The following is a 15,684-nucleotide window of genomic DNA, read 5'->3' as shown; positions in this document are numbered from 1 at the left end:
AGCCGGGTCAACGCACCACTGACCAGACCTAGTTGGGCCTGTCCGTCAGCACAGGATCCAGCCGGAGTCCACAGATCCGGCCCCCACGCTCCCCTTTACATACACGCAGCGGTTGATCGCGCCCACGGTGACGGGACCGGCGTACCGGGTGAATCTCCCGGCCTCGCGCACCGGGGCCCCGCCGCGCGGCTGGATGCTCACCGCCATCCGGCGCCGCTCGCCGGAGACCCGCGCCACGGTCATGGCGCAGGCCTGGTTGCGGCTCTTGTAGACCCGCACCTCACCCGTCTCGAACGCCACCGTCCGGGCCAGCCGGCCCCCGCAGCCCTCGGTCGCGGCCTGCGCCGCCGGCGGCGTGAACAGCCCGCCCACACACAGCCACAGCGCCGCCGTGAAAACCCCCAGGGACGCGACCCTGCGGCCGCGCCTCCTCCATGCCTGCAACACCCTGTCCCCCGATCGGCCATACGTACAGCGCACGCACGCACGTACGACGCCCGAACCACCCGGATGGTTGCCGGGCGCAAGGGAGCGGCGACCGACACCGGCCACCCTCCCTCGTACGGGTGCATCCGCCACCTCCCGGTGGAACAGCGGGAGTTCACACCCGGGCAGGCGATTACGCTAGGTGACCCATACCCCGCTCGCCGTGACCGCAGCCGTGGCTGCAGCCGTGAAAGGCCATGAGATGACGAACGACCTGCTGGACCGCAAGCTGGCGCGCGCCTTCACGCACCTGGACGCCGACCGGAGCGGCGTGATCGACGCCGACGACATCATCGCGCTCGGCTCCCGGCTGCTGACGGCCCTCGCCGAGCCGGCCGGCTCCCCCAAGGCGGAGCTGGTGATGGGCGGGCTGGCCGATTTCTGGCAGGACCTGTTCACCGAGCTGGACATCGACCGGGACGGCAAGGTCACGCCCGAGGAGTACAAGCAGGGCATGACCCGCCTGTACGCGCAGGGCGGGCCCGCCTACGACCGCTCGTTCCGGCCGATGATGCGGGCGATCCTGACGATCGTCGACACCGACGGCGACGGGTTCATCAGCCCGCAGGAGTTCCACCGGGCGCAGGAGGCCTTCGACACGCGGCTGAGCCCCGCCGACACCGAGGCGCTCTTCCGGCGCATCGACGCCAACGGCGACGGCTGCCTCACCGTCGACGAACTGCTCGACGCGGTACGCGAGTACTACACCGGCACCGACGAGGACGCCCCGGGGAACCTGCTGTTCGGCGAGTTCTGATCCCGGGACGTCCCTGAGGGTGTGTCCGCTCAGGCCGCCGCGCGCTCGTCCTCGCCGACGAAGGTGCGCCACAGCTCGGCGTACCGGCCTCCGCGCGCGAGGAGTTCGGTGTGGGTGCCGTCCTCCACGACCCGGCCCCGGTCCATGACCACGACCCGGTCGGCGCGCGCCGCGGTCGTCAGCCGGTGCGCGACCACCAGGGTGGTGCGCTTGCCCGCGAGCCGGTCCGTCGCCTGGTTGACCTGCGCCTCGGTCGCCAGGTCGAGGGCGGCGGTGGCCTCGTCGAGCAGCAGCACGTCCGGGTCGACGAGCTCGGCCCGGGCCAGTGCGATCAGCTGGCGCTGGCCCGCGGAGAGGTTGCGGCCGCGTTCGGCGACGGTGTGCAGGTAGCCGCCGTCGAGGGTGGCGACCATGTCGTGGGCGCCGACCGCGCGGGCGGCGGCCTCCACCTCGGCGTCGCTCGCACCGGGGCGCCCGTAGGCGATGGCGTCACGGATCGTCCCCGGGAAGAGGTAGGCCTCCTGGGGGACGACGCCCAGCCGGTGGCGGTACGCCGTCAGGTCCAGCTCCCGCAGGTCGGTGCCGTCGGCGGTGACCCGGCCGGAGGTCGGATCGTAGAACCGGGCCACCATCTTGACGAGCGTGGACTTCCCGGCCCCGGTCTCGCCGACGAAGGCGACGGTCTGCCCTGCGGGTATCCGCAGGCTGATACCGGCCAGGGCTTCGCCCTTCTCGCCCCGTTCCTCGGCCGTCCCGTACTGGAAGCGGACGTCCTCGAAGGCGATCTCCCCGCCCAGGGTCCGCAGGGCGCGCGGCCGCTCGGGCAGCGGGGTGGTGGTGGGCTCGCGCAGCAGCCCCTGGATCCGGCCGAGGGAGACGGTGGCCTGCTGGTAGCCGTCGAAGACCTGGGAGAGCTGCTGGACGGGCGCGAAGAACAGGTCGATGTAGAGCAGGTACGCGACCAGCGCACCGGTGGTGAGCGTCCCGGCCTCCACCCGGCCCGCGCCGACGATCAGCACGGCGGCCGCGGCGCCCGAGGACAGCAGCTGCACGAAGGGGAAGTAGACGGATATCAGCCACTGGCCGCGGACCCGGGCCTCACGGTAGGAGTGGCTGCGCTCGGCGAACCGCTTGGCGCCCGAGCCCTCGCGGCGGAAGGCCTGGACGATGCGCAGGCCCGAGACGGACTCCTGGAGGTCGGCGTTGACCAGGCTGACCCGGTCGCGGGCGAGCTCGTAGGCGGCCACGGACCTGCGGCGGAACACGATCGTGCCGACGACCAGGACGGGCAGGGTCGCGAACACGATCAGCGCGAGCTCGACGTCGAGGACGAGCAGCGCGATCAGGATGCCGAAGAAGGTGAAGACGGAGACCACGGCGGTGACGAGCCCGGTCTGCAGGAACGAGCTCAGCGAGTCCACGTCGGTGGTCATCCGGGTCATGATCTTGCCGGTCAGCTCGCGCTCGTAGTAGTCGAGGCCGAGTCGCTGGAGCTGGGCGAAGATCTTGACGCGCAGGGCGTACAGCACGCGCTCGCCGGTGCGGCCCGTCATACGGGTCTCGGCGAACTGTGCGGCCCACTGCGCGACGACGACGGCCAGGGCGAGCCCGGCGGCCACCCAGACGGCGCCGAGGACGGCCTGTTCCACGCCCTGGTCGATGCCGTGCCGGATCAGGATCGGCAGCAGCAGTCCGGCACCCGCGTCGGCGGCGACGAGGCCGAGGCTGATGGCGAGCGGTGCCCAGAAGCCGTGGAGCAGTCGGCGCAGACCGTAGCTCTCCTCGGCGGCCGCGGCGCGGGTCTCGTCCACCTCGGGCAGGTCTTCGGCGGGCGGCAGCGCCGCCACCTGCGCGAGCAGTTCGGGGGTGGCGGGCATGCCGGCGACGGACCCGGCCATGGGGTGCCCGGCTCCGGGCGCGCCGCCCGCGGCGGCGGGGGCCGTGGGGGTGGAGCCCGTGGGGGTGGGGCCCGTGGAGGTGGAGCCCGTGGAGGTGGAGCCCGTGGGGGTGGAGTCCGTGCCGTCGGGCTCGTCCTGGCGGCGCCAGAGCTCGGGGGTGACCCCGCCCGCGACCCGGCGCTTGGCGTTGACGGGCTCCGAGTCGATCTCGGCCTCCAGCTCGATGCCGCGTTCGAGGTCCCGGTCGAGCTCGCGCTCGAACTCGGTCATCACCCGGGCGTCCGGGGTGCGCGGCGAGGCGGCGCCGAGCGCGTCCGGGTCGGTGAGCAGCCTGCGGTAGAGCGCGGAGCGGCTCTCCAGCTGCTCGTGCGTCCCGATGTCGGCGAGCCGCCCGCGGTCGAGTACGGCGATCCGGTCGGCCAGCGCGAGCGTGGAGCGGCGGTGCGCGATCAGCAGGGTGGTCCGGCCCGCCATCACGGAGCGCAGGGCCTCGTGGATCTCGTGCTCGACGCGGGCGTCGACGGCCGAGGTGGCGTCGTCGAGGAGCAGCAGCCGGGGGTCGGTGAGGATGGCGCGGGCGAGGGCGATGCGCTGGCGCTGGCCGCCGGACAGGGTGAGCCCCTGTTCGCCGACCTTCGTGTCGTACCCGGCGGGCAGGGCCCGGATGAACCCCTCGGCCTGGGCGGCACGGGCCGCGGCCTCGATCTGCTCCTCGGTGGCTTCGGGGTGCCCGTAGGCGATGTTGGCGCGGATGGTGTCGGAGAAGAGGAAGGAGTCCTCGGGGACCAGGCCGATCGCGCCGCGCAGGGAGTCGTAGGTCAGCTCGCGGACGTCGTGGCCGCCGACGCGGACGGCGCCGCCGTCCGCGTCGTAGAACCGGGGCAGCAGGAGCGCGACGGTGGACTTGCCGCTGCCGGAGGAGCCGACGACGGCGATGGTCTCGCCCTCCGCGACGGTGAGCGAGAACCCGTCGAGGACCGGCCGTTCGGGGTCGTAGCCGAAGCGGACGTCGTCGAACTCGACGGTGGCGGGCGCGTCGGCGGGCAGTTCGCGGGTGCCCTCGTGGATCTCGGGCTCGGTGTCGATGAGCTCGAACACGCGCTCCACGCCGGCCCGGGCCTGCTGTCCGACGGTGAGGACCATCGCGAGCATGCGGACGGGTCCGACGAGCTGGGCGAGGTAGGTGGAGAAGGCGACGAAGGTGCCGAGGGTGACCTGGCCGTTGGTGGCCATCCAGCCGCCGAGGGCCAGCATGGCGACCTGGGCGAGCGCGGGGACGGCCTGGAGGGCGGGGGTGTAGCGCGAGTTGAGCCGGATGGTCCGCATCCGCCCGGCGAACAGCCGGCGGCCTGCTTCGCGCAGCTTGCCGGTCTCCTGCTCCTCCTGGCCGAAGCCCTTGACGACGCGGACGCCGGTCACGGCCCCGTCGACGACGGTGGCGACGGCGGCGGCCTGGCCCTGCGCCCACCAGGTGGCGGGGAAGAGCTTCTTGCGGCTGCGCTTGGCGATGAACCACAGGGCGGGTGCCATGAGCAGGGCGACCAGGGTCAGCAGCGGCGAGAGCCAGAGCATGATCCCGAGGGACATCCCGAAGAGCAGGAAGTTCCCGATCGTCATGGGCAGCATGAAGAGCAGGCCCTGGATCAGCTGGAGGTCGCTGGTGGCGCGGCCGACGACCTGGCCGGTGTTCAGCTCGTCCTGTCGCCGCCCGTCGAGGTGGGCGATCGTGGCGTACATGTCGGTGCGCAGGTCGTGCTGCACGTCGAGGGCGAGCCGCCCGCCGTAGTACCTGCGTATGTAGGTCAGCACGTACACGAGCAGGGCCGCGGCTATGAGTACCCCGGCCCAGGGGCCCATGGGCTTGGTCCGGTCCCCGATGACGTCGTCGATGATCACCTTGGTGACCAGCGGCACGACCGCCATGACGGCCATGCCGGCCAGCGAGGAGCCGAGCGCGAGCAGCACATTGGTCCTGTACCGCCAGGTGTAGCCCGCCAGCCGCCTGCCCCAGCCCTGTTTCTCCCCAGCCGCTGTCTCTGCCGCCGCCACGTGAGGCCTCCCCGTTCGTCCTGTCCTGCCGGAAGCGCCAACGCTCCGACCGGCGGATTTCATCCCGCCGCAACAATCGCACTGCCGTGCGGCGGGGGCGCGCGGAACGGGTCCGACCGGGGGCGGGAGACAGGGCCGGAACCTGTCAAGTCACGACTTTCCGGATCTGTGACGGACGGAGTGCACTGCCGATGCTGGAAGTCGGCCGCCCCCCGATCGCGGTGGCGCAGCGAAGGGATCGAGGACCATGTCCACTCACCACCATCACCCGGCCGGCGCCGTCACCGGCTTCATGCAGCGGACCGTCCGCGCCGTCGTCCCCTACGTCACCGCGTTCCTCATCGCGCTGCTCGCGGCGAAGATCGTCGGGCTGCTGACCGAGAACCCGTGGGCCCGGCTGGGAACGGCGCTGGGCGTGGCCGTGGTCAGCCTCCTCCTCCACACCTACGAGGAGCCGGAAGACCGTCCTCGCGACTGACGGCCGATGACCGCGGGCCGGCCGGCCCGGTCGTCCCCCTCAGACGTGCGTCGGCGCGAACATCTTCAGGGTCGCCGCAAGGACCAGGACCGAGGGGCCCGGGGTCGCCAGTGCCTTTCTCAGGTCGGCGGTCAGGGACTCCGGGGTGGTGGTCGAGGCCGGGACGCCGAAGGACAGGGCCAGGGCCACGAAGTCGGGGCCGGCCAGCTCGGTGCCCGTCCCGCAGCCGTACTCGCGCAGGATGCCGTAGCCGCCGTCGTCCACGATCAGCCAGGTGACGTCGAGGTCGTGCTGCTTCGCCGTGGCCAGGTCCGCGACCGAGTACATCGCGCCGCCGTCGCCGGACACCGCCAGCACCGGGGTGTCCGGTTCCGCCACGCACGCGCCGAGCGCCGCCGGGAAGGCGTAGCCGAGGCCGCCCGCACCCTGGGCCGAGTGCATGGTGTTGGGGTGCTTGGGGTCGAAGGCGGACCAGGCCCAGTAGGACAGGATCGTCATGTCCCAGAAGGACGGGGAACGGGCGGGGAGAGCCGCCCGGATCGAGCCGAGCAGTTCCTGTTCCAGGGCCACGTCCTGGGTGGCGAGGCGGGCCGCGATGTCCGCCAGCACGGCGCGGACGCGTTCGGGGGCGCCGGCGTCCTCGCGCTCGGCCACCGTCTCCAGCAGGGCCTGCAGCGCCAGGCGGGCGTCCGCGTGGATGCCCAGGCCGGCGTGGTTCGACTCCAGCTTCCCGAGGTCCGCCTCGATCTGGACGACCCGGCCCGTCGGGAAGAACGTGTGGTAGTTCGACGAGAGCTCACCGAGGCCCGAGCCGACCACCAGAAGGACGTCCGCGTCCTCCAGGAAGTCCGTCATGTGCCGGTCCTCCAGCCAGGACTGGAGGGAGAGCGGATGGGTCCACGGGAAGGCGCCCTTGCCGCCGAAGGTGGTGACGACGGGCGCGTTCAGGCGCTCCGCGAGCTGCTTGAGCTTGCCCGCCGCGTCGGAGCGGACGACACCGCCGCCCGCGATGATCACCGGGCGGGTGGCGTTCTCCAGCCAGTGGGCGGCCAGGGCCGTCAGCTCGGGCCGCGGCGCGAGCTCGTGCGGGGTCGCGTCCACGCCCGTGACCTGCGGAATGACGGTCTCGGCCCGCAGTACGTCCTCGGGGATCTCGACGAACACCGGGCCGTGCGGGGCGCTCAGGGCCGACTCCCAGGCCTCGGCGATCACCGAGGGGATCTGGGAGGGGGTGCGGACCGTGTGGACGGACTTCACCACGTCCCGGAAGGACGCCGACTGGTCCCGCAGCTCGTGCAGGTGCCCGCGCCGCCCGCCGCCCAGGCCCGCCACCGGCACCTGGGAGGAGATCGCGAGGACCGGGGCGGAGGCGGCCGCCGCCTCCGCCAGGGCGGGCAGCGCCATCAGCGCGCCGGGGCCGGTGGAGAGCAGCAGGGGCACCGCCTCGCCCGTGATCCGGCCGTACGCGTCGGCCGCGAAGCCCGCGTTGTTCTCCGTACGCAGCCCCACGAGGCGCAGGTCGGAGCGGCCGACCGCGTCGAAGAGGGCGAGCGCGTGCTGGCCGGGCAGGCCGAAAACGGTGTTCGCGCCGAGCGAGCGCAGCGTTTCCACGACCAGGTCCCCGCCCGTCCGCCCCGGCGGCGGCGCGAGCGCGGCCGCCTTCTGGGCTTCGGTGGGACGGAGTACCAGGTCGTGGTCGTGCGTCACTTCGCTTACTTGCCCTTCGCCTGCGCGATCTGTCGCGACATGATCGTGGTCAGCTCGTACGCGGTGTGCGAGGCCGCGACCGAGGTGATCTCGGCGTGATCGTACGCCGGGGCGACCTCGACGACGTCGGCGGAAACGAGGTTGCAGGAGGACAGACCGCGGATGATCTCCAGCAGCTCGCGGGAGGTCATGCCGCCCGCCTCCGGGGTGCCGGTGCCGGGCGCGTGCGCCGGGTCGAGCACGTCGATGTCGATGGAGATGTACAGCGGCCGGTCGCCGATGCGCTGGCGCAGCTGGTCGGCGACCTCGTCGGCGCCGCGGCGGTAGACGTCGGCGGAGGTCACGATGCCGAAGCCCATCTTGGCGTCGTCGTCGAGGTCCTGCTTGCCGTACAGCGGGCCGCGCGTGCCGACGTGCGAGAGCGCCTCGGTGTCGAGGATGCCCTCCTCGACGGCGCGGCGGAACGGAGTGCCGTGGGTGTACTCGGCGCCGAAGTAGGTGTCCCAGGTGTCCAGGTGCGCGTCGAAGTGGAGCAGCGCGACCGGGCCGTGCTTCTTCGCGACGGAGCGGAGCAGCGGGAGGGCGATGGTGTGGTCGCCGCCCAGGGTCATCAGGCGGGAGCCGGAGGAGAGCAGCTCGTCGGCGGCGGCCTCGACCGTCTCGACGGCCTCGTTGATGTTGAAGGGGTTCACGGCGATGTCACCGGCGTCGGCGACCTGCGCGAGCGCGAACGGGGAGGCGTCCTGGGCCGGGTTGTACGGGCGCAGCAGGCGGGAGGCCTCGCGGATGGCGTTGCCGCCGAAGCGGGCGCCGGGGCGGTAGGACACGCCGGAGTCGAAGGGCACGCCGACGACGGCGACGTCGGCGGAGCCGACCTCGTCGAGGCGGGGCAGACGGGCGAAGGTCGCCGGGCCCGCGTAGCGCGGGATACGGGAGGAGTCGACGGGGCCGCGCGGCTGCGTGCTCATGGCTGTGCCTCTTTCTCTGGCCTGACGTGTGCGGTACTTCGAGCGTAAGCGGGCCACCCGGGGGTGGGGAGTGTACGTTTCATCCATCCGGCAGTGTTGAAATGTATGGAGTATCCATGCCCGCCCCTCCCGCTGCGCCTCGCGATCCGGAGTACGGCATCGGCCCCGCCGGGGAGCCGCTCACCCCGCCGGTGCTCCTCACCGCGCTGCTCGGGGACCGGGAGCTCGGCCTGCGCCACCTCGCCGGGCCGGCCACCGCCGGGGTGCACGGGGTGCACGCCTCCGAGATGCCCGACCCCTCCCCGTACCTGCTCGGCGGCGAGCTGCTGCTGACCGCCGGGGCGGGCCCCGCCGACGACCCCGACGGGTACGTGGCCCGGCTGGCCGGCGCGGGGGCGGCCGCGCTCGGCTTCGGCGTGGCCCCGGTGCACGAGGAGGTCCCGGCCGCGCTGGCCGACGCCTGCGCCCGGCACGGGCTGCCGCTGCTGGAGGTCCCGCCGCGGACCCCCTTCTCGGCGGTCGCCCGCGCGGTGGGGCGGCTGATGGCGGAGGCCCGGACCCGGGAGCTGCGCCGGGTCACCGAGGCCCAGCAGGCCCTGGCGGCGGCCGCGGCCCGGCCCGACCCGGTCCCGGCGGTGCTGGCCAGGCTCGCGGCCAGCCTGGGCGGGTCGGTCGCCCTGTGGCCGGGCGGCCGGGCGGCGGGCCCGGAGCTCCCTGCTCCGGCCTGGGAGGCCCTGTCCGCGCTGCTGGCCCGGGTCGGCCGCGAGGGCGGGCCCGCCACGGCCACCGACCGGGCGGGCGGACACCACCTGGCCGCCTACGCCCTGGCCGGGCGGGCGGCGCTGGGCACGGCGACCCCGGCCCGCGCCCCCGGCGACCACACCGTGGCATCGGTGGCCGCCGTGCTGCTGACCCTGCTCACGGCCGAGCGGCCGGCCGGGGCCGAGGCGGCGGCCCTGACCCGGCTGCTGCTCGACGGGAATCCGGCCGGGGCCCTGACGGCCGGCCCCTGGTACGCCGTCCACGCCCGCGGGTCGGGGGATCCGCGGGCCCTGGCGGCCGCCCTGGGCACCGTACTGCTGGACCCGCACGAGGACGGCGTACGGCTGCTCACCGACCGGGAGCCCGAGGCGCAGCCCGGCTGGCGGCTCGGGGTGAGCGCCCCGGCCGCGCCCGCCGGGCTGGCCACGGCGGACGCCCAGGCCGGGCGGGCGCTGGAGCGCGCGGAGGCGACCCGTACCGCGCTGGCCCGCCACACCGACCCCGGCCTCGCGGGCCTGGTCGGCGAGGCCGAGGCCCGCGCCCATGCGGAGGCCCTGCTGGGGCCGCTCTCCCCCGCTCTGCGGGAGACCCTGCGCGGCTGGCTGGCCCACCACGGCAACTGGGACCGCACGGCGGCCGCCCTCGGCGTCCACCGCAACACCGTCCGCCAGCGCGTCGGCCGCGCCGCCGAACTGCTGGACCGGGACCTGGACGACCCGGACGTCCGGATGGAGCTGTGGTTCGCGCTGCGCGTCACCGCGGGGTGAGGCCGGAGCCGGGACGGGTGCGGGCGGGGCCCGACGGGTGAGGGCCGGCCCCGGCCCCGCGCTCACCCGCGCCGGCCCCGGCCCCCGGCTCACCCGCGCCGCGCCGGCCCCGGCCTCCCGGCTCACCCGCGGTGGCCGTCCGGCGGGCGGAAGGCGGAGAGCAGCTCCACGAAGCGCGCGGAGCCCGTGATCACACCCGGCTCGTCACTGCCGGGCGGCGCGGGCTCCACCCCGACCGACTCGATCCCGTCCTCCCCTATCCACAGCAGGCGCGAGCTCAGCCGGTACTCCTCGGGGGCGTCCTCCCACATCTTCCGCACCAGCGGCCCGTAGGCGATCACGCAGGTGTGCAGCTCCGGCCCTTCCACGGCCCACAGCATCAGGTGGCCGTGGAAGGGGACCATCGCGAGGATGCCGTGCGGCGCCGGGCGGTCGACGAGGTCGGCGGCGCGCAGCAGGTGGGTCGAGGTGTAGCCGCCCTCGCCCTCGACGTTCACCAGCGGGTTCTCGTCCTCGTTGTACTGGAGGGAGACCGGTGCGGCCTCCAGGTTGGCCATGGCGGCGGCCCACACCTCGGCCTCGTCCACGCGCCAGGAGCGGAACTGGTCCGGCGGGACGGGGGCGGAGAGGTCTCCGCCCACGTGGATCACGACGACGACGGCGAGTTCCCCGGTCAGCGCCACGGACAGCCCGTGGCCCTCGCCGACCGCGTCGACCGTCACCAGCCTCGGCATGAGCAGGTTGCGGACCTCGGCGAAGCCCGCCCGCTCCAGCTCGCGCCGGCGGTCGGCGAGCCGCTGCTTCTGGTTCAGGAAGGAGACCGTGGCCGACCGCCAGTTCGCGTGCGGCAGCGCGCGGACCAGCTCGGCTATCTCCGCGAGGTCCAGCGGTGCGCCGGGCTCGCCCTCGGCGGCGAGCGAGAGGTGGCGCTGCTCCCCGAAGCGCATGGGCGGCCCGCTCTTGTTCCCGTCCAGGAAGACGTCGTTCAGGAGCGCCTCGAAGGCGTGCCAGTCGGCGGGGCCGAACCATGCGCACCAGGGCGGTACCGGCGACGCCCCCGACCCTCCGCCCGCATCCGGGCCGGCCTTCTTCGCTCTCCGGAAAAGTGGCATGCCGGGCAGGCTAGGGGAGGGCGAATCGGTACGTGAGACCACGAACAAGGCATTCTTGAGCACATTCCGGCCACCACGGCACGGATGAACCCCCTCTGCCGGAGCCCCGGGCGGCGGGCCCGGGGTGAGCCACCCCACCCTTTCTCGGGCGCTCCGACTCTGGACAGCCAGATTGACTGGCCGGTAACTTATCCTGAGCAAGCGCTTAGGCATGGCGGCGGACCGCCGCGACCGAAGGGAGCCGGCTGTGCGCCGTACCGTTTTCAACGAGGACCACGAGGCATTCCGCGAGACCATCCGCGCCTTCATCGAGGCCGAGGTCGTCCCGGTCTACGACGAGTGGTTCGCAGCCGGTCAGGCGCCGCGCGACTTCTACTACAAGCTCGGCGAGCTGGGCGTCTTCGGCATCAACGTGCCCGAGGAGTTCGGCGGCGCGGGCCTGGACACCCACAAGTTCGAGGCCGTCCTCTACGAAGAGACCTCGCGCGCGGGCGTCAACTTCGGCGGCTCCGGCGTGCACGTGCTGCTCGCCCTCCCCTACATCAAGATGCTGGCCGACACCGAGCAGAAGAAGCGCTTCCTGCCGAAGTTCGTCTCCGGCGAGGAGATGTGGGCTCTGGCGATGACCGAGCCGGGCACCGGCTCCGACGTCGCGGGCATGAAGACCACCGCCAAGCTCTCCGAGGACGGCACGCACTACGTCCTCAACGGCTCCAAGACCTTCATCACCGGTGGCGTCCACGCCGACCGCGTGATCGTCTGCGCCCGTACCTCCGCCCCGTCGGCCGAGGACCGCCGCTTCGGCATCTCCCTCTTCGCCGTGGACACCAAGTCCGAGGGCTACTCCATCGGCCGCAAGCTCGACAAGCTGGGCCTGAAGACCTCCGACACCGCCGAGCTGGCGTTCGTCGACGTCAAGGTCCCGGTCGAGGACCTGATGGGCGAGGAGGGCAAGGGCTTCTACTACCTCGGCCACAACCTGGCCTCCGAGCGCTGGGGCATCGCCTTCGGCGCGTACGCCCAGGCCGCCGCGGCCGTCCGGTTCGCCCAGCAGTACGTCACGGAGCGCACCGTCTTCGGCAAGCCCGTCGCGCACTTCCAGAACACCAAGTTCGAACTGGCCGCCTGCCAGGCCGAGGTGGACGCCGCGCAGGCCGTCGCCGACCGCGCCCTGGAGGCCCTGGACGCCGGCGAGCTGACCCCGGCCGAGGCCGCCTCCGCCAAGCTGTTCTGCACCGAGGTCGCGCACCGCGTCATCGACCGCTGCCTCCAGCTGCACGGCGGCTACGGCTACATGAACGAGTACCCGATCGCCCGCCTGTACGCCGACAACCGCGTCAACCGCATCTACGGCGGCACCAGCGAGATCATGAAGTCCATCATCGCCAAGTCCATGGGCCTGTAGGGAATCCGGGCACCTACCCTTCCCCCATGAACGACGCACTGACGACGCTCCTCGATCTGCTCGACCTCGAGCAGATCGAGGAGAACATCTTCCGCGGTACCAGCCGGCCTTCGCTGGTACCGCGCGTCTTCGGCGGCCAGGTCGCGGCCCAGGCCCTGGTCGCGGCCGGCCGGACCGTCCCCGCGGACCGCACCGCGCACTCGCTGCACTCCTACTTCCTGCGCACCGGGGACACCTCCGCGCCCATCGTCTACTCGGTGGACCGGATCCGCGACGGGCGCTCCTTCACCACGCGCCGGGTCGTCGCCGTCCAGCACGGCCAGCCGATCTTCCACCTCTCCGCGTCCTTCCAGAAGTACGAGGACGGCCTCGACCACCAGGTCGCCATGCCGTCCGCCCCGGACCCGGAGTCCCTGCCCACCGCGGCCGAGTCGCTGCCCGCGTACCGCGAGATCTTCCGCGACCCCGGCACGGTGGAGCGGCTGATCGAGACCCGCGAGGCGGTGGACCTGCGCTACGCCACGACCCCGCCCTGGGGCAGCGTCGGCGAGCCGGTGGAGCCGCGCTCGCAGGTGTGGTTCCGTACGGCCGGCAAGCTCGACAGCGACGATCCGCTGCTGCACACCTGCCTGGCCACCTACGTCTCCGACATGACCCTGCTCGACTCGGTGCTGCTCGCGCACGGCCGGGGCGGCTGGGCGGTGGGCGACGTGGTCGGCGCCTCGCTGGACCACGCGATGTGGTTCCACCGGCCGTTCCGCGCGGACGAGTGGCTGCTGTACGACCAGGAGTCGCCCTCGGCGGCCGCGGGCCGGGGCCTGGGCCAGGCCCGCATCTGGACGCAGGACGGCCGGCTGGCCGTGACGGTCATCCAGGAGGGTGTCGTACGCGTCCCGCGTGCGTGACCCGCGCCCGTCTCAGTCCCACCAGAACCCCCAGTGGTTGCTGCCGGTGACCGCCTCGTCGGCGTAGGCGCGGATGCTGCCGGAGCCCTGCCAGATGTTGTCGGGCGAGAAGGCGAAGTGCTCCGCGGCGACGGGGAGCGCGTGGGCGGTCGTACGCGGCGGGGCCGCCACGGACACATGGAGCTCGTCGAAGCCGAGGGCGACGACGCGGGCCCCGAAGCGGTCCTCCCAGGAGCGCAGGACGGTGCTGATGAGGGCGGTGTCGTTCTCGTGGTTGGCCGGCCCGCCCCAGCCCATCACGGTCGGTACGTCGGCCCCGCGGCCCGCAGGGACCAGGGCGAGCCGGGGACTCGGCAGGGCGCCGCTCGCTATCAGCTCGTCCGCGAGCCCACAGGCCACGGCGTCCGGATCGTCCGGGGCCTGCGGCCCGCCCTCCGCGAGCCCGGGCCAGTCCCGGCCGAAGGGAGCGATGAGCTCCTCCCCCTCCGCACCCTCCTCGGGGTCGGGCACCACCGCGCTCCAGAACTCCCGCAGCACCGGCTCGACGTGGTGGTCGTCGGGGTCGGACATCCGCTCCGGCCGGAACTCCCGCTCCTGCCACCACCGTTCGAGCCCCCGCCGGTCCTGGAACAGCACGGCCTGCAGCCCGGCGGCGGCGAGCGCCGGACTCCGGTGAGCGGCGAGCGCCCCGACCCCCACGGCCTCGTCGGACACCCACAACAACGGCTCGGACGCCTTGCCCCACCGCCGCCGTCCGGGCGCATCCACGAGCACCCCCGAGGGCAACTCCAGCCCCAGAGACCGCCCTTGAGGATCGTCGGCCAGCACGGACAACGGGCTGCGCGCCTTCGAAGACTTCGACATGAACCGACCGTAACCACCGCCACTGACAACGGGTCACCCCCCGGAAGTGCGCGCGAGTGGGCGATGATCGGCACGACCGGCTCCGCACCGCTCCGGCAGATCCGGAGCGACGGGCCATCCATACATCCACCCCGAGGCGATCATTGAAACGACTCCTACGGCACTCCGAAGTCCTCGCGCTTCTCCTTGCCACAAGCTTCGCGGTCACATCCTGCGGGTCGGAGCCGCGCGGCACCGAGGAGCTCGAAGCGTCGGACATCACCGGCACCTGGCAGAGCAACAAAGGCGGCCGGGTCGTGTTCACGGAGGACGGAGCCGTCTCGTTCGGCAACATCACGCAGGACCGGTACTGCGTCCCGGAAAACATGCGGAACGCCGTCCCCCGCGCATCCGGTGACGGCACATGGACGTTCGATACCGTCCCGGACGAACGCCCGGGCGTCCGGATCGAATTCGCGACCGGTCACGAGCGGCCGGCTCACTGCGCCCTGAACGCGATCTGGGTGGGGAAGCGACCCTACGACCAGATGTACCTGCGTCAGGACGACGGCAAGGGCGAGCGCTACACAAGGGATTCCACGGCCCACTGAGACGAGGCCTCGCGCGCGGGGAGCGGGGGGCTCGCCGGTTCGCCGCCACGGACGAACCGGCGAGGCCCTCGCCCGCCCCCTACTCCCCCAGCAGGCCCGCCGCGTCCAGGATGTACGCCACCATCGGGTCGTAGAAGCGGGGGTCGCGGACGTGGTCGTCCAGGGGGATCGTCACCTGGAGGGTGCCTTCCGCCTCGCCGATGAACAGCGCCGGGTCGTTGCAGTCCGCGTAGCCCACCGCGTCCAGGCCGCGCTGGGCCGCGCAGCCCGCCCAGCCGTGGTCCGCGACGACCAGGTCCGGCAGCGGGCGGTTCTCCGCCGCGAGGCCGTCCAGGATCGCCGCCATCGGCTCCGGCGAGTGCGTGTGCCACAGCGTCGCGCCGCGCTCCAGGACCGCGACGTCGGCGAACTGCCACACCGAGCCCTCGTCCGCCACCAGGCCCTGCGGGATGACGACGATCTCGCACCCGGCCGCCCGCAGGGCCGCCGCCGTCACCCGGTGGACGTCCAGGAGGCCGCCCGGGTGGCCGGTGGCGAAGAGCACGCTCTGCCGGTCCGCCGCCGCCTTGCGCAGTCGCGCCGCCAGGCGGTCCAGGCCGGCCACGGTCAGCTCCGGGTCGATGGTGTCCTGGCCGAACCGGAACGCCGGGTCGTCCACGACCCCGCACCGCTCCGCCATCACCGCGAGCACGTCCTGCTCGTCCGTCCAGCGGTCGCCCAGTTCCAGGCCGAGCCAGTAGTGCCGGTCGCCGTTGGCGAGCTTGCGGTAGTGGCTGAGGTTGTTCTCGCGCGGCGTGGCAACCTGCCCCGAGATCCGGGTGCGGACCAGGTGGTCGATGAGCTCGGCGCGGGTGGGTACGGGCGTCTCTATCGGCTTCGGCATACGGGCCATTCTGCCGCCGCCGGGCCGGAGGCGGCGCGTCCATTCCGGTCGGC

Annotated in this window: 13 protein-coding genes; 6 read left to right on the top strand and 7 right to left on the bottom strand. The window is 73.1% G+C overall.

The genetic code is table 11. From position 1 onward, the window contains the following. Window positions 1-45: 45 nt before the first annotated feature. Window positions 46-444 (bottom strand): hypothetical protein, encoded by a 399-nt coding sequence (locus Sspor_RS27380; RefSeq protein ID WP_237404046.1) that lies wholly within the window; start codon window positions 442-444, stop codon window positions 46-48. Between the two features lie 244 nt (window positions 445-688). Here Sspor_RS27380 and Sspor_RS27375 point away from each other — a divergent pair, with 244 nt between their 5' ends. Further along, on the top strand, window positions 689-1,243 hold the full coding sequence (locus tag Sspor_RS27375; protein ID WP_202201492.1) for an EF-hand domain-containing protein: 555 nt from the start codon (window positions 689-691) through the stop codon (window positions 1,241-1,243). Between the two features lie 29 nt (window positions 1,244-1,272). Here Sspor_RS27375 and Sspor_RS27370 read toward each other — a convergent pair whose 3' ends face one another. After that, complete coding sequence (locus Sspor_RS27370; RefSeq protein WP_202201491.1) at window positions 1,273-5,190, bottom strand: ABC transporter ATP-binding protein; 3,918 nt, start codon at window positions 5,188-5,190, stop codon at window positions 1,273-1,275. Window positions 5,191-5,437: 247 nt separating this feature from the next. On the opposite strand from Sspor_RS27370, the gene Sspor_RS27365 reads away from it, so the two are divergent. Further along, window positions 5,438-5,668, top strand: a complete 231-nt coding sequence (locus Sspor_RS27365; RefSeq protein WP_202201490.1) for a hypothetical protein — start codon at window positions 5,438-5,440, stop codon at window positions 5,666-5,668. Between the two features lie 39 nt (window positions 5,669-5,707). Here the strand turns inward: Sspor_RS27365 and Sspor_RS27360 are convergent, their stop codons facing one another. Together Sspor_RS27360 and speB are read right to left on the bottom strand one after the other, a co-directional pair. Further along, window positions 5,708-7,375, bottom strand: a complete 1,668-nt coding sequence (locus Sspor_RS27360; RefSeq protein ID WP_202201489.1) for a thiamine pyrophosphate-binding protein — start codon at window positions 7,373-7,375, stop codon at window positions 5,708-5,710. 5 nt (window positions 7,376-7,380) lie between these two features. Further along, window positions 7,381-8,343, bottom strand: a complete 963-nt coding sequence (gene speB / locus Sspor_RS27355) for an agmatinase (protein WP_202201488.1) — start codon at window positions 8,341-8,343, stop codon at window positions 7,381-7,383. 116 nt (window positions 8,344-8,459) lie between these two features. Here speB and Sspor_RS27350 point away from each other — a divergent pair, with 116 nt between their 5' ends. Beyond that, entirely contained in the window at window positions 8,460-9,872 is a 1,413-nt protein-coding gene (locus Sspor_RS27350) for a PucR family transcriptional regulator (RefSeq protein WP_202201487.1), read from the top strand. 122 nt (window positions 9,873-9,994) lie between these two features. Here the strand turns inward: Sspor_RS27350 and Sspor_RS27345 are convergent, their stop codons facing one another. After that, window positions 9,995-10,984: a hypothetical protein gene (locus tag Sspor_RS27345; protein ID WP_202201486.1), complete on the bottom strand. Its 990-nt coding sequence runs from the start codon at window positions 10,982-10,984 to the stop codon at window positions 9,995-9,997. A 247-nt stretch (window positions 10,985-11,231) separates the two neighbouring features. On the opposite strand from Sspor_RS27345, the gene Sspor_RS27340 reads away from it, so the two are divergent. Together Sspor_RS27340 and tesB are read left to right on the top strand one after the other, a co-directional pair. After that, window positions 11,232-12,389 carry an acyl-CoA dehydrogenase family protein gene (locus Sspor_RS27340; RefSeq protein WP_202201485.1) on the top strand — a complete coding sequence of 386 codons (1,158 nt, stop codon included), beginning with the start codon at window positions 11,232-11,234 and terminating at the stop codon, window positions 12,387-12,389. 26 nt (window positions 12,390-12,415) lie between these two features. After that, entirely contained in the window at window positions 12,416-13,294 is an 879-nt protein-coding gene (tesB, locus tag Sspor_RS27335) for an acyl-CoA thioesterase II (protein ID WP_202201484.1), read from the top strand. A gap of 12 nt (window positions 13,295-13,306) precedes the next feature. Here tesB and Sspor_RS27330 read toward each other — a convergent pair whose 3' ends face one another. Further along, window positions 13,307-14,158 carry a DUF4253 domain-containing protein gene (locus tag Sspor_RS27330; protein WP_202201483.1) on the bottom strand — a complete coding sequence of 284 codons (852 nt, stop codon included), beginning with the start codon at window positions 14,156-14,158 and terminating at the stop codon, window positions 13,307-13,309. A 56-nt stretch (window positions 14,159-14,214) separates the two neighbouring features. Between Sspor_RS27330 and Sspor_RS27325 the strand changes: the two genes are divergently transcribed. Beyond that, the gene (locus Sspor_RS27325) at window positions 14,215-14,748 is read left to right on the top strand and encodes a hypothetical protein (RefSeq protein WP_202201482.1); all 534 of its coding nucleotides are present in this window, start codon (window positions 14,215-14,217) and stop codon (window positions 14,746-14,748) included. A 79-nt stretch (window positions 14,749-14,827) separates the two neighbouring features. On the opposite strand, the gene Sspor_RS27320 is transcribed toward Sspor_RS27325, so the two are convergent. Next, window positions 14,828-15,640 carry a phosphatase gene (locus tag Sspor_RS27320; protein ID WP_202201481.1) on the bottom strand — a complete coding sequence of 271 codons (813 nt, stop codon included), beginning with the start codon at window positions 15,638-15,640 and terminating at the stop codon, window positions 14,828-14,830. Window positions 15,641-15,684: the final 44 nt, after the last annotated feature.

Origin of the sequence: Streptomyces spororaveus (assembly GCF_016755875.1) — a bacterium.
Lineage (GTDB): Bacteria > Actinomycetota > Actinomycetes > Streptomycetales > Streptomycetaceae > Streptomyces > Streptomyces spororaveus.
Note: the sequence above shows the minus strand (reverse complement) of the source record. Positions and strands in the feature narration are given on the sequence as shown.